This window comes from Clostridium sp. AF50-3 (assembly GCF_003477445.1).
GTDB classification, from domain to species: Bacteria; Bacillota; Clostridia; order Lachnospirales; family Lachnospiraceae; genus Otoolea; species Otoolea fessa.
On record NZ_QUDH01000001.1, the window covers coordinates 265692 to 286108 of the forward strand.

The following is a 20417-nucleotide window of genomic DNA, read 5'->3' on the forward strand; positions in this document are numbered from 1 at the left end:
ATATAGTAAAGGTGCGCCCGCAGGTGCTTGACGCTTGATTGAAAGATAGTTATAATGAGTGGTAGGGAGTTTTCAGACTCTCAGTATCATAGGAAAAGGAGAATTCATATGCAGTACGCAATTGCACATTTAGATCCGAATGAGGACAATCCTTCCATGGAAGAGAATCCATGCATTAATGTTGATTTTGAAAACGAAGAGGAATCATGTCTGGAAGCTGCAACCATGATGATGGATGAAGGCTACAAGATGGTAACTCCATTTTTCATTGAGGACGGCGGCAAAGCGGGTACATACTCCTGGGAGTATGTCAATGCCCATCTGGTTGTCCGTACCAAATAATGTTTCACGTTGTTGTTTAAAACTGTATTGTTTTAAAGTGTGTGAGACTTAAAATGCCGGAAAGAGAAGATCTTTCCGGTTTTTTATATTTACATGTTAGCTGTCCTTGCACGTTTATAATAACTATTTCTTGAATATGTAATTAAATCTACTTATTTATATTCCGTATTGTACCGCACAGTTGAGGAAAGTGCAAGGGGAAAATGAGGGATTGTTACTGGAATTTTAATTAAAGATAAATAGTAATAAGTTGAAAGTCGGGTGTAAATCTCCTATAATGGACAGAAGAATCTTCAGGCAGAAAATGGCATACAGGGAGGCAGATGGAGACGGAAAAGAAACAGACAGATGAAAAAAAGGAACTTCGAACCGGATTTACGACCGGAACCTGCGCGGCGGCGTGTACGCGGGCGGCGGTGTTGTTTCTCTGCACAGGGGAAGCACCTGCGGCGGCAGAGACAGTGACACCTTCCGGCGTCCGGGTGATTCTGCCGATTGTCCGGGCAGAGCGGGAGGAAGATAGCGCAGTATGCGGTGTACAGAAGGACTCCGGTGACGATCCGGATGTGACGAATGGGACATTGGTTTGTGCACGGGCCGTCCTGGCTTGTCATGATAGCATAACTGAAAGCGGTTACACAGATCCGGCGTATCCGGGAATTGAGGTAACCGGCGGCGAGGGCATCGGCATGGTGACGCGGGACGGTCTTTCGTGTCCGGTGGGGCATTACGCGATCAACCCGGTACCGCGGACGGCTATTTTCCGGGAGGCGGCTCTGGCACGCCGGGAGGCGGGCATGCCGGAGTTACCTTTGCGGATTGAGATTTCTATCCCTGCCGGGCGGGAGCTGGCGGAGAAAACGTTTAACCCGCATCTGGGGATCATCGGTGGTATCTCGGTGCTTGGAACAACTGGGATTGTGAACCCGATGAGTGAGGCGGCATTGGTTGAGACGATCCGGCTGGATATCCGGGTGCACGCTCAGGAGGATGTTTCGCTGCTGGCAGTGGCGCCAGGCAATTATGGAGAACGATTTTTAAAAGAAGAAACCGGGCTTTCGATGGAAAATTTCATCAAGTGCAGTAATTTTATCGGGACCAGCTTTAAAATGCTTTCACAGGAAGGAATTCACCAGGCGCTTTTGGCAGGGCATGTTGGAAAACTGGTCAAAGTGGCAGGTGGTGTGATGAATACACATTCCCGGTATGGTGACAGACGGATGGAGATTTTGTCTGCATGCGCGCGGACCGTTGGATTTCCGGAGGCAGATGCCCTGCTGCCGATGAATACGACTGAGGAAGCGGCAGATTTCCTATATGAACATGGATATCTGAAACAGGTCATGGAGCAGGTAGCGAATCAGGTCAAAGCGGTATTGGAAGAAGAGAGCGGCGTTCAGACGGAGGTAATGCTATTTTCGAGCAATTATGGACTGATGGCGCGGACAGCTGGGGCGGATGCGTATGTGCGGGAGCTGCTGGAGATGGAGAGAGGCATGGAAGTAATGATAGATAGAAGAATCATAAATTACGAAAAGTTGAGATTCGAATATTAAATAAAAAAGGAGAAAACACATATATGGTATATTTCGTCGGAGCAGGTTCGGGAGCGCCAGATTTAATCACAGTGCGGGGAGCACGCCTTTTGAATCAGGCAGACCAGATTATTTACGCAGGTTCTCTGGTCAATCCAGAGCTTTTGGATTATAAAAAAGAATCAGCCGTTGTCTATGACAGTGCGAAAATGACGCTGGAAGAAGTGGTCGAAAAGATCCAAGAAGCGGAATCGACGGGTAAGATGACGGTGCGGCTTCACACAGGCGACCCCTGTGTGTATGGTGCGATCCGGGAACAGATGGACGAGCTGGACAAGTTAAATATCTCTTATAAGGTATGCCCGGGCGTCAGCTCTTTCTGCGGCGCGGCATCTGCATTGAATCTGGAATATACCTTGCCGGGCGTTTCACAGAGCGTGATTATCACCCGGATGGCGGGGCGGACACCGGTGCCGGAGCGGGAGAGCATCGCGTCGTTTGCAGCGCATCATGCGACTATGGTTATATTTTTAAGCACGGGAATGCTGAAGAAGCTTTCGGAAGAGCTGATAAAGGGCGGATATGAGGCGGACACGCCGGCGGCGATCGTGTACAAAGCGACCTGGCCGGATGAAAAGCGGGTTGTCTGCACGGTTGCCACGCTTGCAGAGGCGGCAGAGCGGGAAAATATCAAAAAAACAGCTCTGATTATCGTCGGGGATGTGACTGCCCAGGCGGGATACGAGCGCTCACGTTTATATGCGCCAGAATTCACAACTGAATTCCGTCAGGGGACGGATGGTTTTGTATATGAGTAATAGAAAGGGATTGTTATAAATGGAGCAGTTGAAACTTCGGGTCAGGAACGGTATCTGCATTTGCTTTACTGCACAGGGAAAAGAAACGGCGACGCGCCTGCTGGAGAAATTAAGCCAGCAGATGGAAGAGGCGTTTGACTTTTTAGATTATACAGGATCCGAACATTCGAAACCGCTGAAACAGGTGGTCAAGGAAGCATTTCAGGAGAAGGAAGCAATTTTGTTTGTCGGGGCGGCGGGGATTGCAGTCCGTTTGATTGCGCCGTGGGTGCAGGATAAGCTGAAAGATCCGGCGGTGCTGGTGATCGATGAGCAGGGACGTTATGCGATCCCGATTTTGTCTGGACATGTGGGCGGATGCAATGAACTGGCAGAGGCAGCGGCGCAGATTCTGGGGGCAGAACCGGTAATTACGACGGCAACGGATCTGCGGCAGGCATTTGCAGTTGATGTATTTGCAGCGGAAAATGAGCTGGTGATCAGTGACCGGGAACTGGCGAAACAAATCTCTGCGGCGGAGCTGCGCGGTGAAAAAATTGGCTTTTTCAGTGATTATCCAGTAGATGGAATCGTTCCGGCAGAGATTACTCCGGGCGTATGGCAGAAGGAAAACATCTATGTGACGCTGAAACAGGGCGGATGCCCGAAAAATGCCCCAGCGTCTCTGGTGCGCCGGGATATGGTGATTGGGCTGCAGGAGAAGAAGGAACAGCGGGATGCAGCCAAAGCAGCGGCGGTAGTGGCAGTGGAAACCGGCGATTCGGCGAAGGCGGCTGAGATAGATATGTCTGTCGGAAAATCCGATATAGGATCGCTTGGGCAGAAAAGTGAGCAGAAGAAAGAGCAAAGTTATGAGCCGGAAAATGAATCAGGTACGCCGGAACTTCTGCGCCTGTATCCGCGAACGGTTGTTCTTGGAATGGGATGCCGCCGGGATTCGTCCCTGAATGCTGTCCGGGAGATGGCAAGAGTGGCACTTTCGCGGGCGATGATTGATAAAAGTGCGGTGCGGGCGATTGCAACGGTGGATCGGAAGAAAAATGAGATGGCATTCTGGCGCTTGCGAAGGAGTGGGATGTGGAACTGTGGAGTTTTACCCCGGAAGAGCTGGAGAGTGCCGGTACGAAGTTTGCAGAATCGCCGTTTGTGCGGAAGACAGTAGGGGTAGGAAATGTTTGTGAGCGTGCAGCCGTCATGGGGGTGCGCCGGATTTACCGGGAACGGGAGATGGATGAGAAAAATCTGCCTGCGATCGATCTGAGAGTACAGAAAATGGCATTTAACGGTGTAACGGCAGCAGTAGCGGTTCCGGCATCGGAGCAAGTAAGGAGGCAGCAGTGGAAGAAAAAAAATTATACGTGATCGGAATTGGACCGGGGGCGAGAGAACAGATGACGGTCCGGGCAGACCGCATTTTGCGGGAAAGCCAGGTGATCATCGGTTATACGGTATACGTGGACCTGGTAAAAGAATTTTATCCACAGGCGGAATTTCTGACAACGCCGATGCGCCAGGAAAAGGAACGCTGTGAGATGGCATTAAAAGCGGCGCAGGATGGTCGGAAAACAGCAATGATCTGCAGTGGGGACAGCGGCGTCTATGGCATGGCGGGGCTGGTGCTGCAGATGGCAGAGGCGTACCCGGATGTGAACGTGGAAGTAATTCCAGGAGTGACGGCAGCGCTGGGAGGCGGAGCCATTCTCGGTGCACCGTTGGGACATGATTTTGCGGTGATCAGCCTGAGTGACCTTCTGACGCCGATGGAAGTGATCGAAAAAAGGCTGCGTGCAGCGGCGGAAGCGGATTTTATTATCTGCCTCTACAATCCATCCAGCCGGAAACGCCACGATTATCTGGAGCGTGCCTGCCGGATTCTTTTAGAGTATAAAAGTGGTGAGACTGCCTGCGGATATGTACAGAATATTGGCCGCGAGGGCGAGGCGGTGCACCTTTTGACACTGGCAGAACTGGAAAAGACGCCGGTGGATATGTTTACGACCGTATTTATTGGAAATAAGGAAACGCAGATGTTAAATGGATGTCTGGTGACACCGAGGGGATACCGCGATGTGTAAAATATGGATATTTGGAGGAACGACAGAAGGGCGCCTGCTGGCGGAATATTGCAGCCGGGAAAAGATTGAGGCGTGGGTCAGCGTGGCTTCGGAGTATGGAGAGGAGCTTTTGCAGGAGGAGCTGATGGAATCTGGGAATGCAGGGAATCCAGATTTGAACCACAATACGAAGGAAAGTGGGCAATGCGCTGACAAAGAGATTTGTTTTGCAAAGAAAAGCTTGAAAACGGTTCAGGCATCCTCAGTGATAAAAGTCTTACGTGGACGGATGGATCGTTACCAGATGGAAGAATTTATCCGAAACCAGGGGATTCATCTTGTGATCGATGCAACCCATCCGCATGCCAGACTTGTTTCAGAAGAAATCCAGGAAGCGTGCGGACGGACCGGTGTCCGCCTGGAACGGTGCCTGCGCGCAGAGGGCGAACAAAACAAAGCACGTGATTGGGTCGAGGTTGATTCCATTCAGGAGGCAGTGTCATTTCTTTCTTCTGTTTCCGGCGTGATTTTTGCCACAACCGGCAGTAAAGAACTGGAAGCCCTGTGCCAGATACCAGATTATCAAAAACGGGTGTATGCGAGAGTGCTTCCAACTTCGAATGTTTTGAAGAAATGTGAAAAACTGGGGATAACTGGCAGCCATCTGATTGCGATGCAGGGACCTTTTTCCACCGAAATGAATACGCTATTTCTCCGGCAGACAAAAGCGGAGTGGCTATTGACGAAAGATTCCGGGCGTGCGGGCGGATTTCAGGAAAAGGTGGAAGCGGCGCGTGAAAATGGAACCAGAGTGGTTGTGATCCGCAGACCGGAGGAGGATGGTATTTCGCTGGAAGAGGCAATGGAGGTGCTGAAGAAGGCGGATGAGGGGAATGTTGGAGAGTTAAAAACACATTTGATTCTGGCGGGAATTGGCATGGGACAGCCGTCCCAGATGACAGGGGAAGTCCTTCGGGCAATTCGAGAGAGTGACGCCTTGATTGGCGCGGTGCGTATGCTGGAATCCGCGGAGAGAGCGCTGCAGAATGATTTGCTGATTAGCAAGGAAGAAAAAGCTGAAAACAGACAGGAATCAACGGCTGCGGTGGAAAAAGAAACGAAGTGCTATAAAGCATATCTTCCTGACGATGTGATACAGATTGTATCGAAGCACCCGGAATGGAAGCAGGCGGTCATCCTGTATTCGGGTGATACCGGCTTTTTCAGCGGGGTATCCAGGATGGCAGAGCGGCTGCGGGAAGCTGGTTATCCATTTACCGTCTATCCGGGTACATCCTGTGTCAGTTATCTGGCGGCACGCCTGGGGACGCACTGGGAAGATGCGGCGATTTATTCCGCACATGGAAGAGAATTGTCTGTCGATCGGGTGATGAAACGTCTGTGTGATCCAGAAGAACCGGCTAAGCGTGCGTTTATCCTCATGGGCGGCAAAAATAGAGCTGGACAGTTTTGTGAACATCTGACACAGGCGGGATATGGAAATGTACAGGTGACGGTTGGTGAAAACTTATCGTACCCGGAAGAGCAGATCCGGAGCGGAACCGCGGAAGAAATGAGAAAATTGGAATTTGCGGATTTGAGCTTGATGCTGCTGGAAGTCACGGATGAAATAAAGAATGTAAAGCAGCTGAAAAGGCTTGAACAAGAAGATAAACGTTTGCTTCCTGCAGATTCTGTCGGAGTATTTCCACGTATCATGCTTGCCGCCCCAAAAAGCGGCAGTGGAAAAACTCTTTTGACCTGCGGACTGCTTGAAATCCTTCGCCGCCGCGGTCTGAATCCGATCGCGTGCAAATGTGGACCGGACTATATCGATCCAATGTTTCACCGCTATGTGCTCGGCATTCCTGGGCGAAATCTCGATAGCTTTTTTCTGCCGGCGGAAGGCGTGCGGAAGGTTTTGGTGGATGCAGTGCGGGAAGAACAGGCGGGAATCGCAGTTTTAGAGGGTGTCATGGGCTATTATGACGGCTTGGGCGGAACAGAAACGTCCGCCAGCAGCTGGGAGATTGCAGAGATCACAGACACGCCGGCGATTCTGGTGCTGGACTGTAAGGGCGCATCGTTGTCGGCGGCAGCAATGGCATCTGGATTTTACATTTCCGGAAAAAAAGCCATATTGCCGGAGTGATTTTGAACCGGGTTTCTTCGATGTATTATGAGCGGCTGGCAGCAGCCGTGGAAGAGGCGTCGGGGCTTCCGGTGCTTGGTTATCTGCCGGAATCCGAGGAATACCGCATGGAAAGCCGCCATCTGGGACTTTTTCTGCCGGGCGAGATCGATCGGCTGCGCGAGCGGATCGGGCGATTGGCAGATCAGATGGAAAAGTCGATCGCGGTGGAGCAGGTGCTGGAAGTGGCAGGGATGCTTCCATTGAGGATAGAAAACAAAGAGAAAGAAAAAGCAGAAAACGAATCAATGGAGGCGGAAAGTATAGCGAAATTCCCAGCATGTCAAGAGCAAAAAGTCACCTCGCGCGTCCGCATCGGTGTTGCCCGTGACGAGGCATTCTGCTTCTACTATCAGGAAAATTTCCACCTTCTGGAACAGATGGGTGCGGAGCTGGTTTATTTCAGTCCACTGAGGGATAAAAAAATCCCGGACAGAGTGGATGGGCTTTTATTTGGCGGTGGTTATCCGGAGAATTATGCACGGGAGCTGGCAAAGAACGCGGCGATGCGTGAGAGTATCCGGCGGTCGATTGCGGCGGGAATGCCGTTTCTGGCGGAATGTGGTGGATTTTTATATTTACACCGTACTCTTGAAGGAAGCGATGGAAAACACTGGGAAATGGCTGGCGTTTATCCATTTGACGCTTACCGGACGAACCGCCTGCGCCGGTTTGGCTATGTGCGTCTGCTGACCTCATCTGGTCAGGAAATTCACGGGCATGAGTTCCATTACTGGGAGAGCGAAGATCCAGGCACCGACTGGGAGGCAGTCAAACCGACCGGAAACCGAAGCTGGCGCTGCATCCATGAAAAGGGAGGACAGATTGGCGGATTTCCGCATCTCTATTATGTATCCTGTCCAGACTTTTTGCGAAAATGGCTGGATGTATGTGCCAAAGGGAGTCAGCAAAAATATATCAATTGAGTGAATTTATATGAGAATCTAGAAAATGGGGAGTAGCAAATGCGAGATGAATGGTTTATCCGGGGCAAGGTCCCGATGACGAAGAGTGAGGTGCGGACCGTGTCATTGTCCAAGCTGGAATTGTTTGAGGACTGTGAGTTCTGGGACATTGGCGCGGGAACGGGTTCTGTCAGTGTGGAAGCGGCGGTAAGCTGTCCGGGGATTCATGTGTGTGCGTTTGAATATAAGGAAGAGGCGGTTGAACTGATCCGGGCAAATTGTGAGAAAGCCAGAACAGAGGCGGTCACGATCGTGCCGGGAAAGGCGCCGGAGACATTTGCACAGGTAAATGTTCACCGACCGGATCGGGCATTTATCGGGGGAACAACCGGACAGATGCGCGAGATTCTGGATGAATTGTTCCGCTTGAACCCAGATATCCGGATTGTGATCAACCTGATTGCGCTGGAGTCTCTGACAGTGCTTATGAGTTACCTGAAAGAGCGCAGGATAGAGGCGGAGATTCTGTCCATGCAGATTGCAAAAGCGGAGAAGATTGGTTCCAGTCATTTGATGAAAGGGCAGAATCCGATCTATATCATATCACTGGGAGGAAATGAAGCGTGAAGAAAATGATTCAGCCAGAGGCATTAAAAGTGGGCGCGAATCGTATAAGCGCGAACGATGCAAGGAGTGTAAAATTAGATTTTGCACCAATGGAGGGAATCACGGGATACGTATTCCGGCAGGCGCATGCAGTCATTTATGGGGGCGTTGACCGGTATTACAGTCCGTTCATTGCACCAGGTTCCAGTCATAAGCTGACATCCAGGGAGAGGAACGATATTCTTCCAGAGCATAATCAGGGATTATGCCTGATCCCGCAGATTCTGACGCATTCGGCGGAAGATTTTCTGTGGGTTTGCGAGGAACTGGCGGAGTATGGATATAGGACGGTTAATCTGAACCTGGGCTGTCCGTCGGGGACGGTGGTTACAAAGAAAAAGGGCGCGGGATTTTTAGCCGAGCCGGAAGATTTGAGCTTGTTTCTGGAGGAAGTCTGCAACGGATTGGAAAAAATCCACGCGTCGGATGGAAAGCCGGTGCGTTTGTCGATCAAAACCCGGATCGGCATGAAAGAAGCGTCTGAATTTCCACGCCTGCTTGCTATCTATAATCACTATCCGCTGGAAGAACTGATTGTGCATCCGAGAGTGCGCGAGGACTATTATAAGGGGAAAATACGGATGGAATCATTTGCGTATGCGCTGGAGCAGAGCCGCTGCCCGGTCAGCTATAATGGAAATCTTTTTTCGGCGGCGGATGCGTCTGCGCTCATGGAAGAAATTGTAGGACAAGATGAACCGTCTGACAAAGGCGAAACGCAGGAAAAAACGAAATTAGCCGCGTTGATGTTTGGGCGTGGGGCGGTTGCAAGTCCGTGGATTTTTGGAGAGATGCGGAATCTGCCATCCTCGACTCATCTCCAATCCTTCCAGCAATTCCACGATCGCCTCCTGACCGGTTATGCAGAAATCATGTCTGGCGACCGGAATACTTTGTTTAAAATGAAGGAACTCTGGTATTATTTCCAGTGCCATTTTCCAGGATGTGAAAAAGAATTGAAGAAGATTAAGAAGGCACAGAAGCTATCTGACTACCGGGCTGCTGTTCAGGCGATGTTTGCGAGCGGGCGGTTTGTGGAAGATGGCTTTCGCAACCCGGCACCATAGGATTGGTACCGGGCTGCCCTGTAACCATCCTCTCATTCTGGCAGTACAGTGTTGCGAATATTAGATTTTACACAGATTTTACATTTCCTGCTGGTTATTTTTACATTTATTTGATATAGTGAAGACATACTACCTGTAAAGATCAAAAGATGATGGGAGAATATGTATGTCTATTAGTACTTTGGGAACACTCTTTCAGTTCATTGGAGGACTGGGAATGTTCCTGTATGGAATGGAGTCGATGGCGGATGGTCTGCAGAAGTTTGCGGGCAATCGTTTACAACGTGTGCTTGAGATCCTGACTTCGAACCGCTTGCTGGGCGTGCTGGTGGGCGCGGGCGTTACCGCGATCATCCAGAGTAGTTCCGCGACGACGGTTATGGTCGTTGGTTTCGTAAATGCCGGAATTATCAATCTTCTGCAGGCAACCGGCATCATCATGGGTGCCAATATTGGTACGACTGTGACGAGCTGGATTGTGTCGATGAGTGAGTGGGGCGAGGTGTTAAAGCCAGAGTTCTTTGCACCGGTTCTCTTCGGTATCGGCGCATTCATCACGATGTTTGCGAAAAGCCACAAGAAAAAAGAGGGTGCCGAAGTCCTGATCGGTTTTGCACTCCTGTTTATCGGTCTTTCTTTCATGTCTGGTTCGATTGAGCCGTACCGGGATGCGCCGATCTTCTCCGAGTCCTTCCGGGTACTGGGACAGAATCCACTTTTAGGTATTTTAGTCGGTCTGGCAGTTACCGCAATCATCCAGAGTAGTTCCGCGTCCGTCGGTATTTTACAGATGCTGGCGATCAACGGCATGGTAAACTGGCAGTCAGCAGTCTTTATTACATTGGGACAGAACATCGGTACCTGTGCGACCGCGCTGTTATCTTGTATCGGTACGACCCGTACGGCAAAGCGTGCGGCGGTCATTCACCTTCTGTTCAATGTGACGGGTGCAGTTGTATTTGGCGTCGCTTTATACATCGTGTTTATGATGAATCCGGAGCTTGCGATGACGCGTGCGGACAGTGTGGGAATTTCGATTTTCCATACGATATTTAACGTTGTCAACACCTGCATTATGTTCCCGTTTGCTGGTTTCCTGGTAAAGGCATCGGATGTGATTGTTCCGAAGCCGAAGGAGACAGAGAAAGAGTGGTCGGCAAACAGTGTCGAGACCGAGATGATCCGTCACTTAGACGACCGTATCCTCGAAACTCCGTCCTTTGCGATTGAGACGGCGTGCAACGAGGTTGTCAACATGGGTAAGGTAGCGGTTGCCAACCTGAAAATAGCGACAGCAGCCTTAGTGGATGCAGATGATAATTTCTGTGAACAGGTATTTGAAAATGAAGAGACGATCGACCGCATGGAGAAAATGCTGACCGAATATCTCTTAAAGATCAACAACCTCTCCTTGAATGATGAACAGCATCTTCTCGTTAAGAATATGTATTATACAATCGGTGATCTTGAACGTGTCGGTGACCACTGTGAAAACTTAGCAGAGCTTGCCAAGAAACGGATTGAGAATGTGAATATTGATTTCTCGGATCTGGCGCTGAAAGAGCTGCGGACGATTGCAGATGCAACGCTTAAATCGGTCGAGGCGTCCGTGGAGGCGCGTCAGGCGCATGACATGCAGAAAGTACGTCAGACTGCCCGCTGGGAGGAAGAGGTTGACAATATGGAGGAGGAGATGCGCGAGAGCCATATGAACCGTCTTTCCAATGGAGAATGCAAGATTGAGGGCGGTGTTATCTTCCTGGATGCACTGGCAAATTATGAGAGAATCGCGGATCATGCCAAGAATGTAGCTGGCTACGTAAAGGAAGAGATGCAGTAATGAAATATCGGATATATGTGATTGAGGATGATGAAAATATCCGGAATCTGATCTGCGTGGCACTGGAAAACTTCGGTTACTGCGCCAGCGGATTTGAGACGGCAGAGGAAGCGCTTGACAGCCTTTCGGCCCTGCTTCGGAGAGGCAGGGAGGCGCAGCGGGAGTATCCGGCGATGTTTGTATTCGACTGGATGCTGCCGGGGATGGACGGCATGGCGGCGATCCGCAAGATCCGGGAGATGCCGGACTTTTCCGCAGCCCCGGTCCTGATGCTGACGGCAAAGGATCGTGAGATGGATATTGTACAGGGACTTGACAACGGTGCTGACGACTACATGACGAAACCGTTCGGTATTCTGGAGCTTTCGGCGCGCGTCAGAAACCTTTTAAAGCGGGTGGAACCTGCAAAAGAGGAGGTTTCCAGCCTGACGATCGGTGAAGTCAGCATCAACCGGGAGACGCGAGAGGTGATTGCCTGCGGCGACCGGACGGAGCTGACGCTCAAAGAATTTGAACTTTTAACATATCTCATGGAACATATCAACCGGGTGGTGACGCGCGACGAGCTTCTCGACCATATCTGGGGCTATGACTATGATGGGGAGACGAGAACGCTGGATATGCACATCAAGACACTCCGGCAGAAGCTGCATGACGCCGGAGCCCAGATCAAGACAGTGCGCGGCGTGGGCTATCGGTTTTTAAAGGAAAAAGAAGCGGGAAAGTGATGAAACGATGCGAAAAGCGATTTTGACGAAATTTATTCATCTGTTATTCCTGGCGCTGGTTCTGAATACATTTATCGCTCTGGTGGTTACCAGCAGTGTATTGCTCAAACGGTCAAGGGAGGACATGCATTTTGCATTGGAATCCGTTGACCGTATGTTGGATTATACGGGAAATGTGGAAGAACAGCTGATGGATTTGAGCGACCTTACGAACGACAATAATAGCCGTTATACGCTGATCCGGATGGATGGCACGGTGGTGGCTGATACGGAAGTAGCGCAGGTGAATCAGATGGAAAATCATCTGGAGCGCAAGGAAGTGAAGGATGCGCTGGCGACGGGATATGGATATTCGGTGCGGCGCTCCGGAACGTTAGGAATGCAGATGGCGTACGCGGCGATCCGTTCATCGGACGGCAAATACATACTGCGCCTTTCTGCCTGTTCAACCGGTTGGGTGAATATATCCTGATGTTGATTCCGGCCGCTTTTTTGAGCTTTGGAATAGCTTTTTTTGCATCGGCAATGGAGGCGGAACGGTTTTCCCAGTCCATCACGCGTCCTTTGCAGGAAATTTCCAGTGAAATGGTGCGGATGGATGACGACTACACGCGTTTTCAGTTTGAAAAATGCCCGTATGAGGAGATAAATGTCATCGCGAACACGACGACGCGGATGTCCCGAAATATGAAGAAATATCTGGAGCGCATTGAGAAAGAAAAACAGATCCGGCAGGAGTTTTTCAGCAATGCATCGCATGAGCTGAAAACACCGATCACTTCGATCCGCGGTTACGTCGAGCTTTTGGAAAGCGGCATGGCACAGGATCCGGGCACGGCACGTGATTTTCTGGGACGCATAAAAAAAGAGGCAATGCGGATGACGAACCTGGTGGATGATATTTTGATGATCTCCCGTCTGGAATCCCGCGGTGCGAAAGCAGATATTGTGACGATCCGCACGGTGGAACTGCTGGAGGACAGCCTGTCTTCGATTGCCGCGCAGGCGGCGTCGCGCGGCATCACAGTCCATAAAGAGTGCGAGAATTTCACGATTCGTGCCGATCTGCGCCAGATGCAGGAGCTGTTTAACAATCTGTTGACAAACGCGGTCAAGTATAACAACGAGGGCGGCGAAATCTGGGTGCAGGTCAAGCACTGGGGCGCGGATATGATACTGACGGTCCGCGACACCGGCGTCGGCATCCCGGCGGAGAGCCAGAGCCGTATTTTTGAGCGGTTTTACCGGGTGGATAAAGGGCGCAGCCGCAAACAGGGCGGCACCGGGCTTGGTCTTTCGATCGTCAAGCATATCGTGAATTTTTATCATGGAAGCGTGAAGGTAGAGTCGGAAGTCGGAAAAGGTTCAACGTTTACGGTGAAACTGCAGATCGCGGAAGCAAAATAAAAAAGAGTCAACCTAAATTCCCTATAAAATAGCGGAATTTTAGGTTGACTCTTTTTGGAGTTTGTAGTATGATTGCTTTAAAGCGTAACAGTTCAGCTCTTTAAAGCGAAAAATAAATCATGGTTTGATGCATAAGAGGAAAATCTGTTACATACGTTGAAAAGGTTCAGGAGGATGATATTATGAGAAAGACAAAGAAATTAGCAGCCCTGATGCTGGCTGGCGCGATGGCGGCATCCCTAGCAGCCTGCGGAGGACAGACAGCAAGTACGGACACGACAGCAGCGGAGTCCGCAGACGGAGAAGAAAGCAAAGAGGCAGAGCAGACAGCAGACGGCGAGACCTATAAGATTGGCGTATTACAGCTGACCCAGCATGTGGCACTGGATAAGACCAATGAGGGCTTCGTGGCAGCGCTGGACGATGCAGGCATCAAATACGAGATCGACCAGCAGAATGCAGCTGGCGAGCAGTCTGCATGCCAGACGATCGCAGAGAAACTGGTCAACGATAAAGATGATTTGATTTTTGCAATCGCAACCCCGGCAGCACAGGCAGTTGCAGGTGTGACGGATTCGATTCCGATTCTTGTCAGCGCTGTTACCGATCCGGCGGCTTCCGGTCTGGTAGAGAGCAACGAGGTTCCGGGCGGCAACGTATCGGGTACTTCTGATCTGACTCCGGTTAAAGAGCAGATTGATCTGATGCAGCAGATTATTCCAGATGTAAAAAAGGTCGGACTTCTGTATTGCAGCGCGGAGGCAAACTCCGTTCTTCAGATTGACATGGCGAAAGAAGCACTTGATACAGCTGGTATTGAGTATGAAGATTACACCGTTTCCAATTCCAATGAGATTCCTACCGTTGTAGAATCTATGGTTGGCAATGTAGACTGTGTATACACACCAACCGACAACATGATCGCGGCTGGTATGGCAACCGTAACGATGGTAACAAATGAGAATAAACTTCCGGTTATCTGCGGCGAGAAAGGCATGGTAGATGCAGGCGGTCTTGCTACTTACGGTATTGATTACTACCAGTTAGGCTACATGACCGGTGAGCAGGCCGTTAAAATCCTGACTGAGGGCGCCGATATTTCTAAGATGCCGATCGGTTATCTGGACGCTTCCAAGTGCGAGCTGAGTGTCAATGAAGAGACAGCGCAGACGCTGGGAATCGATGTATCTGGACTTGAGAAATAAAGAGTACTAGAAAGACCTAAACTTCAAATGAGATGGACTGTCAGATCAGAAGCATAAAATAAATATGCCGATCTGGCAGTCTTTACAGTTAATCAGGTGAAGAAAATACGAAACACGGGGAGGTAAAAGTTTGAGCGGTTTATTAGTATCCCTGCAGGGCGCGGTCGCACAGGGCGTTCTTTGGGGAATCATGGTATTGGGAGTTTACATTACATTCCGCCTGATGAATATCGCGGATATGACGGTAGACGGAAGTTTCGCGCTGGGTGCCTGCGTTTGTGCAGTCCTGGTAGTCAACAAAGGAGTAAATCCGGTGCTGGCACTTTTAGTTGCAGTGGCAGCCGGTGTCGTGGCTGGTGCGGTAACGGGTATTCTTCATACTGTATTTGAGATACCAGCGATTCTGGCAGGAATTCTGACCCAGATTTCCCTCTGGTCGATCAACCTCCGGATCATGGGAGGAAAGAGCAATCTGCCGCTTCTGAAAGTCAAGACACTTATCAGTGGTCTGGCTACTTCCTTCGGGATGACTCAGGCACAGGCATCGATGATCGTTGGAATTGTGCTGGCGGTGGCGGCTATTCTGTTTCTTTATTGGTTCTTCGGAACCGAGATCGGAAGTGCGATGCGTGCAACCGGTAACAACGAGGATATGGTGCGTGCGCTGGGCGTGGACACTCGTATGGCGAAGCTTTTATCCCTGATGGTTAGCAACGGCCTGGTCGCTCTCTCCGGCGCACTCGTCTGCCAGAGCCAGAAATATGGTGATGTTGGAAGTGGTACGGGTGCGATCGTCATTGGTCTGGCGGCGATCGTCATCGGCGAAGTCTGATGGGACGATTGACCTCTTTTTATTGGAAACTGACCTCCGTGGTTGTCGGTTCGGTCATTTACTTTGTGATCCGTGCGGTTGTACTCCGCATGGGTATGGACGCAAACGACATGAAGCTGCTCTCTGCTGTCATTGTAGCACTGGCACTCTGTATTCCGGTAGCACTCGCTAAATATCGGCTGAGAAAAGATTATTCAGAAGGGGGCGAGGAGTAATGCTGACGATAACAAATGTAAAGAAAACTTTTAATAAAGGAACTGTTAATGAGAAAAAAGCCTTAAACGGTATCAACTTACACCTGGCACCGGGCGATTTCGTGACGATCATCGGCGGAAACGGTGCTGGAAAATCCACTATGTTAAATATGATCGCAGGCGTATATCCGATCGATTCCGGTAAAATCGAGATCGACGGCGTAAACATATCCAGAGAACCAGAATACAAACGCGCTAAATATATCGGCAGAGTCTTCCAGGATCCGATGCGCGGCACTGCCGCCAATATGGAGATACAGGAAAACCTTGCCATGGCACTGCGCCGCGGCAAATCCAGAGGACTCGGCTGGGGCATCAAAAAGAATGAAAAGGACTTCTACCGTGAGGCATTGGCACAGCTCGATCTGGGGCTTCAGACCCGTATGACCAGCAAAGTGGGTTTACTCTCCGGCGGACAGCGCCAGGCGCTCACCCTTCTGATGGCAACTCTCCAGAAGCCAAAGCTCCTTCTCTTAGACGAACACACCGCCGCCCTCGATCCTAAAACAGCCCGCAAAGTCCTCGATCTTACCGAAAAGATCGTAGACGAACAAAATCTGACCGCGCTTATGGTTACCCATAACATGAAAGATGCGATTCAGATCGGCAACCGTCTGATTATGATGCACGAAGGTCGGATTATCTACGATGTAGCAGGGGAAGAGAAGAAGAATCTGCAGGTAGAAGACCTGTTAGAGAGATTTGAAAAGGTAAGCGGAGAAGAATTTGCGAATGACCGTATGATGCTTGCCAAATAAGCAGGGGTTATAAGATTTGAAGGCTTTTATCAAAATCATTAACCAATAACAGACAAAAAGTATACGGAATGAAAAGTGGGTCAACAAATTAAAAACCACGACTATAAGTGAGAAAGAATGCCCTCCGGCGGCGCGAGCGGTCGGAGGGCATTCTTTCTCACTTATAGTCGTGCATTCTCCTCTCCCATATTTCCAACTAATTCCCCCTTTCACGACTTAACCGTTTATCTACAACTTAACACTTCTGTAATAATTCATTCATAGAAAATTCATTTTTTCCTCCACATCCTTCCTTGGCAATTCCCTACGAATATGATAAAATAAAAATTACGTTTAAGATATTAAGTCATAATTTCAAGAAAAATCAGGAGCGATCCATATGTTAGAAGAAGAAAACAAAAAAGAAACGCAGGAGTCAGAACAAGTGCCAGCGGCGGAGCGGATTCAAGAGCCGGAAGCAGTTCAGAGTCAGGAATCAGAGCCAGCTCAGGATCAGACACCAAATCCGGTCCGGGAATCCGCGGGACATTCGCGCAGGCGCCAGGGCGAAGATAAGAGTCAGAATCTGCGCTTCGGAGTGATAGCAGCAGGGGTGGTGATTGCTCTTGCAGTTGCAGCATTTGCAGGCAAGTCCCTGCTCAGCCGTCAGGCGGGAGCCGGAACTGCAAAGAATGGGGCGGCGACAGCATCAGAGCTTTCGAAGGACGAGGCATCCGAAGAGTCCAGAGCGGAGGAGATCAAAGAGAAAGAAGCAGTGGTAGCTTCCTATAAAAATTTGGGTATCGTGCAGGTGTCCGGTTATCTGAATATGCGTGAGACGGCGAGCACGGATGGCAACATCATCGGCAAGCTGATGGGCGACAGTGCGTGTGAGATCGTGGATGATTCAGCCGAAGGCTGGTATCAGGTCGAATCTGGCGGTATTTCCGGTTATATCAGCTCAGAGTTTGTTCTGACCGGGGATGAGGCGAAGAAAAAAGCGTTGGAACTGGTTGAAAAGCGTGCGCTCATCACGGCAGATTCCCTGAACATCCGAAAAGAGCCGAACACGGAGTCAGAGGTTGTCGGTCAGGCATTAAAAAATGAGCGCTATGTGGTCGAGAGTGAGCCGGAGAATGGCTGGATTCAGATTTCGAGCGGTTACATTTCCACGGATTATGCGGAGATCAAATACGCACTCAATGAGGCGCGGAAGCTGGATATGCGTGCGATGGTGCTGAATTTATACAAAAATCTGGGTATTTCCAGTGTGGATAATTACTTGAATGTGCGCGATCAGCCAAGTGAGGATGGCAATATCATCGGTAAGATGACGAGCAAGTCTGCCGGAGAGATTCTGGAGACGAGCGAGGATGGCGGCTGGTATAAGATCCAGTCGGGTCCCGTCACTGGATATGTGAAGGCGGAGTATATCCTGACAGGAGATGCGGCGAAGCAGGAGGCGATGGAGGTTGCAGAACTGATGGCGATCGTTTCAACCGACCGCCTGAATGCCCGCACGGAGCCGAGCACGGATGCGCCGATCTGGACGCAGATCTCTAACAATGAGCGTTACGACGTTATAAGCCAGCAGGATGGCTGGGTCGAGATTGCGCTCGATACGACGAGTGCGTATGTGGCGACTGATTTCGTAGATGTGCGTTATGCATTGCCGGAGGCGATCCCATTTACCCCATTAAAAGAAAAGGAATCCTTGCGGACCCAGATTGTCAACTATGCGCTTCAGTTTGTCGGAAACCGTTATGTCTGGGGCGGTAATGACCCGCATTCGGGTGTGGACTGTTCTGGTTTTACAAAGTATGTATACAGCCATGTGGCGGGCGTGTCCCTGCCGCGGGTGTCCCGGGAACAGGCGCGGACGGGTACGAAGATTGATTCTTCGAAGATGCGTCCGGGCGATCTGATTTTCTATACGAATCGCAAGGGAACGGTCAACCATGTGGCGATGTACATTGGCAATGGTCAGATCGTCCATGCGGCGAGCCGGAGAAGCGGCATCAAGATTTCTACCTGGAATTACCGGAATCCGTACCGGATTGTCAATATGCTGGGAGACTGATAGGGAGAGGATAAGATGGAAGAGCAAAAGACAGAAGATTATAAAGAACGCCTGCAGAAAGTACGTCAGAGACGAAATGGCAAAGATCCGATGCACTGGTTCATGATCGGAGGCTGTGCTGTCATTGTGGTGCTGGCTCTGGTTATCATCGTGAAGCTGGCACAGGGCGGCACGTTCGGAGGTTCTGGAAACGCCCGGGTGGCATCGGCATCCGAGGCAGAGGTGCAGGAAACCGTGATCGGAGAGACGCTGCCGGAGGATGAGGAACAGGCAAAAGAGGACGAAGAAAAGAAAAATGTAGTCGAGTCCTACCAGAATCTGGGTATTGTGGATGTATCTGGTTATCTTAATATGCGTGAGAGCGCCAGTACAACCTCCGATGTCATCGGCAAACTGATGGGCGGCAGTGCGTGCGAGATTCTGGACGATTCCCAGGAAGGCTGGTATCAGATATCTTCCGGCGGTCTGGAGGGCTACATCAGTTCAGAATTTGTACAGACCGGCGAGGCGGCAAAAACAGAGGCATTTGAGCTGGTCAAGAAGATGGCGGTCATCACGACTGACAAGCTGAATATCCGGAGTGAGCCGAGTGAGGACGCGCAGGTGCTGGAACAGGCGCTGAAAAATGAGCGTTATTCCATTGTCAGCGAGCAGGACGGCTGGATTCAGATCAGCGGGGGCTATATTTCAGCGGATTATGTGGATGTGCGCTATGCGTTAAATGAAGCGCGTAAGCTGGATCTGCGGACGATGGTTCTCAATATGTATGACAATCTGGGTATTTCCAATGTCAATAACTACTTGAATATCCGCGTGGAGCCGAAGGAGGATGCGAAGATCATCGGTAAGATGACGAGCAAGTCCGGTGGTGAGATTCTGGAAACGACCGAGGATGGCGGCTGGTATAAGATCAAGTCCGGTCCGGTTACTGGCTATGTTAAATCCGAATTTATTCTGACTGGAGATGCGGCGAAGCAGGAGGCACTGCAGGTTGCACAGCTGATGGCGATCGTATCAACTGACCGTCTGAATGCCCGTACGGAGCCGAACACGGACGCGCCGATCTGGACGCAGATTTCCAACAGCGAGCGGTATTCGGTTATGAGCCAGCAGGATGGCTGGGTGCAGATTGCACTGGATGAGACGAGTGCCTATGTAGCGACTGAATTTGTCGATGTCCGGTATGCGTTAAATGAGGCGATCGAGTTTACACCGGTTGAGGAGACCCCGGAGCCTGAGACCAAGGCGGCGAGCAGCAAGGGAGGCTCTGGAAGCAAGAGCAGCAGTAACGGTGGTTCTGGCAGCCAGAAAGCATCTTCAAGCGGCTCCTCCAAGCGTGCGCAGATCGCAAACTACGCGACTCAGTTCCTTGGGAATCCGTATGTATGGGGCGGTACCAGCTTGACAAATGGTACGGATTGTTCTGGATTTACGATGTCGGTTATGGCACACTTCGGCGTCGGCCTGCCGCATCATTCGGGTTCCCAGGCGGGAGCAGGAAGAAGTATCAGTTCTTCCCAGATGCGTCCGGGTGATCTGATCTTCTACACAAACAGCGGTGGAACGATCAACCATGTAGCACTCTATATCGGCGGCGGGCGCGTGTGCCATGCATCGAATGCAAGGGATGGTATCAAGATTTCCACCTGGAATTACCGTACCCCGGCGAAGATCGTCAATGTACTGGGCGATTAATTCATGGAAAGTTAATAAAAAATATTTGAAAGAGAGCAGGGAGAAAAGGCAGCTTTTCCCA

16 protein-coding genes and 2 pseudogenes are annotated in these 20417 nt (G+C 50.5%); all 18 read left to right on the forward strand.

All coding sequences use genetic code 11. The annotated features are described in order from the left end of the window. Nucleotides 1-108: 108 nt before the first annotated feature. The 18 genes and pseudogenes from DW085_RS01195 (at nt 109) to DW085_RS01285 (ending at nt 20356) form a co-directional block, all read left to right on the forward strand. Nucleotides 109-342, forward strand: coding sequence for a hypothetical protein (locus DW085_RS01195; RefSeq protein WP_022358715.1), 234 nt, complete (start codon nt 109-111; stop codon nt 340-342). A 323-nt stretch (nt 343-665) separates the two neighbouring features. Beyond that, complete coding sequence (cbiD, locus tag DW085_RS01200; protein WP_118490810.1) at nt 666-1898, forward strand: cobalt-precorrin-5B (C(1))-methyltransferase CbiD; 1233 nt, start codon at nt 666-668, stop codon at nt 1896-1898. 23 nt (nt 1899-1921) lie between these two features. After that, the gene (gene cobM, locus DW085_RS01205; protein WP_022358712.1) at nt 1922-2695 is read left to right on the forward strand and encodes a precorrin-4 C(11)-methyltransferase; all 774 of its coding nucleotides are present in this window, start codon (nt 1922-1924) and stop codon (nt 2693-2695) included. Nucleotides 2696-2816: 121 nt separating this feature from the next. Beyond that, a pseudogene (locus tag DW085_RS01210) lies at nt 2817-4057 on the forward strand (cobalamin biosynthesis protein). Nucleotides 4058-4086: 29 nt separating this feature from the next. After that, nucleotides 4087-4770: a precorrin-3B C(17)-methyltransferase gene (gene cobJ / locus DW085_RS01220; RefSeq protein ID WP_117795792.1), complete on the forward strand. Its 684-nt coding sequence runs from the start codon at nt 4087-4089 to the stop codon at nt 4768-4770. Beyond that, nucleotides 4763-6901 carry a precorrin-6A reductase gene (gene cobK / locus DW085_RS19475; RefSeq protein WP_243033874.1) on the forward strand — a complete coding sequence of 713 codons (2139 nt, stop codon included), beginning with the start codon at nt 4763-4765 and terminating at the stop codon, nt 6899-6901. The genes cobJ and cobK overlap by 8 nt, the downstream gene beginning before the upstream one ends. Nucleotides 6902-6903: 2 nt before the next feature. Then, nucleotides 6904-7866, forward strand: coding sequence for a hypothetical protein (locus tag DW085_RS01235; RefSeq protein ID WP_243033875.1), 963 nt, complete (start codon nt 6904-6906; stop codon nt 7864-7866). 39 nt (nt 7867-7905) lie between these two features. Then, complete coding sequence (cbiT, locus tag DW085_RS01240; protein WP_118490816.1) at nt 7906-8472, forward strand: precorrin-6Y C5,15-methyltransferase (decarboxylating) subunit CbiT; 567 nt, start codon at nt 7906-7908, stop codon at nt 8470-8472. Between the two features lie 5 nt (nt 8473-8477). Next, nucleotides 8478-9578 carry a tRNA-dihydrouridine synthase family protein gene (locus DW085_RS01245; protein ID WP_118491174.1) on the forward strand — a complete coding sequence of 367 codons (1101 nt, stop codon included), beginning with the start codon at nt 8478-8480 and terminating at the stop codon, nt 9576-9578. A gap of 166 nt (nt 9579-9744) precedes the next feature. Then, nucleotides 9745-11418, forward strand: coding sequence for a Na/Pi cotransporter family protein (locus tag DW085_RS01250; RefSeq protein ID WP_022358706.1), 1674 nt, complete (start codon nt 9745-9747; stop codon nt 11416-11418). After that, nucleotides 11418-12146, forward strand: coding sequence for a response regulator transcription factor (locus DW085_RS01255; protein ID WP_118472683.1), 729 nt, complete (start codon nt 11418-11420; stop codon nt 12144-12146). The genes DW085_RS01250 and DW085_RS01255 overlap by 1 nt, the downstream gene beginning before the upstream one ends. A gap of 7 nt (nt 12147-12153) precedes the next feature. Beyond that, a complete protein-coding gene (locus tag DW085_RS20330) occupies nt 12154-12618 on the forward strand; it encodes a hypothetical protein (RefSeq protein ID WP_347474941.1) in 465 nt (154 codons plus the stop codon). Continuing rightward, a complete protein-coding gene (locus tag DW085_RS01260; RefSeq protein ID WP_347474942.1) occupies nt 12618-13553 on the forward strand; it encodes an ATP-binding protein in 936 nt (311 codons plus the stop codon). The genes DW085_RS20330 and DW085_RS01260 overlap by 1 nt, the downstream gene beginning before the upstream one ends. 182 nt (nt 13554-13735) lie before the next feature. Next, nucleotides 13736-14758, forward strand: coding sequence for an ABC transporter substrate-binding protein (locus tag DW085_RS01265; protein ID WP_106999973.1), 1023 nt, complete (start codon nt 13736-13738; stop codon nt 14756-14758). Between the two features lie 130 nt (nt 14759-14888). Next, nucleotides 14889-15805: pseudogene (locus DW085_RS01270) on the forward strand (ABC transporter permease). Next, nucleotides 15805-16602, forward strand: coding sequence for an ABC transporter ATP-binding protein (locus tag DW085_RS01275; RefSeq protein ID WP_117795542.1), 798 nt, complete (start codon nt 15805-15807; stop codon nt 16600-16602). Before DW085_RS01270 ends, DW085_RS01275 begins: the two are co-directional and overlap by 1 nt. Before the next feature lie 379 nt (nt 16603-16981). Then, entirely contained in the window at nt 16982-18661 is a 1680-nt protein-coding gene (locus DW085_RS01280; protein WP_106999971.1) for a C40 family peptidase, read from the forward strand. Between the two features lie 15 nt (nt 18662-18676). After that, a complete protein-coding gene (locus DW085_RS01285; protein WP_118482179.1) occupies nt 18677-20356 on the forward strand; it encodes an SH3 domain-containing protein in 1680 nt (559 codons plus the stop codon). Nucleotides 20357-20417: the final 61 nt, after the last annotated feature.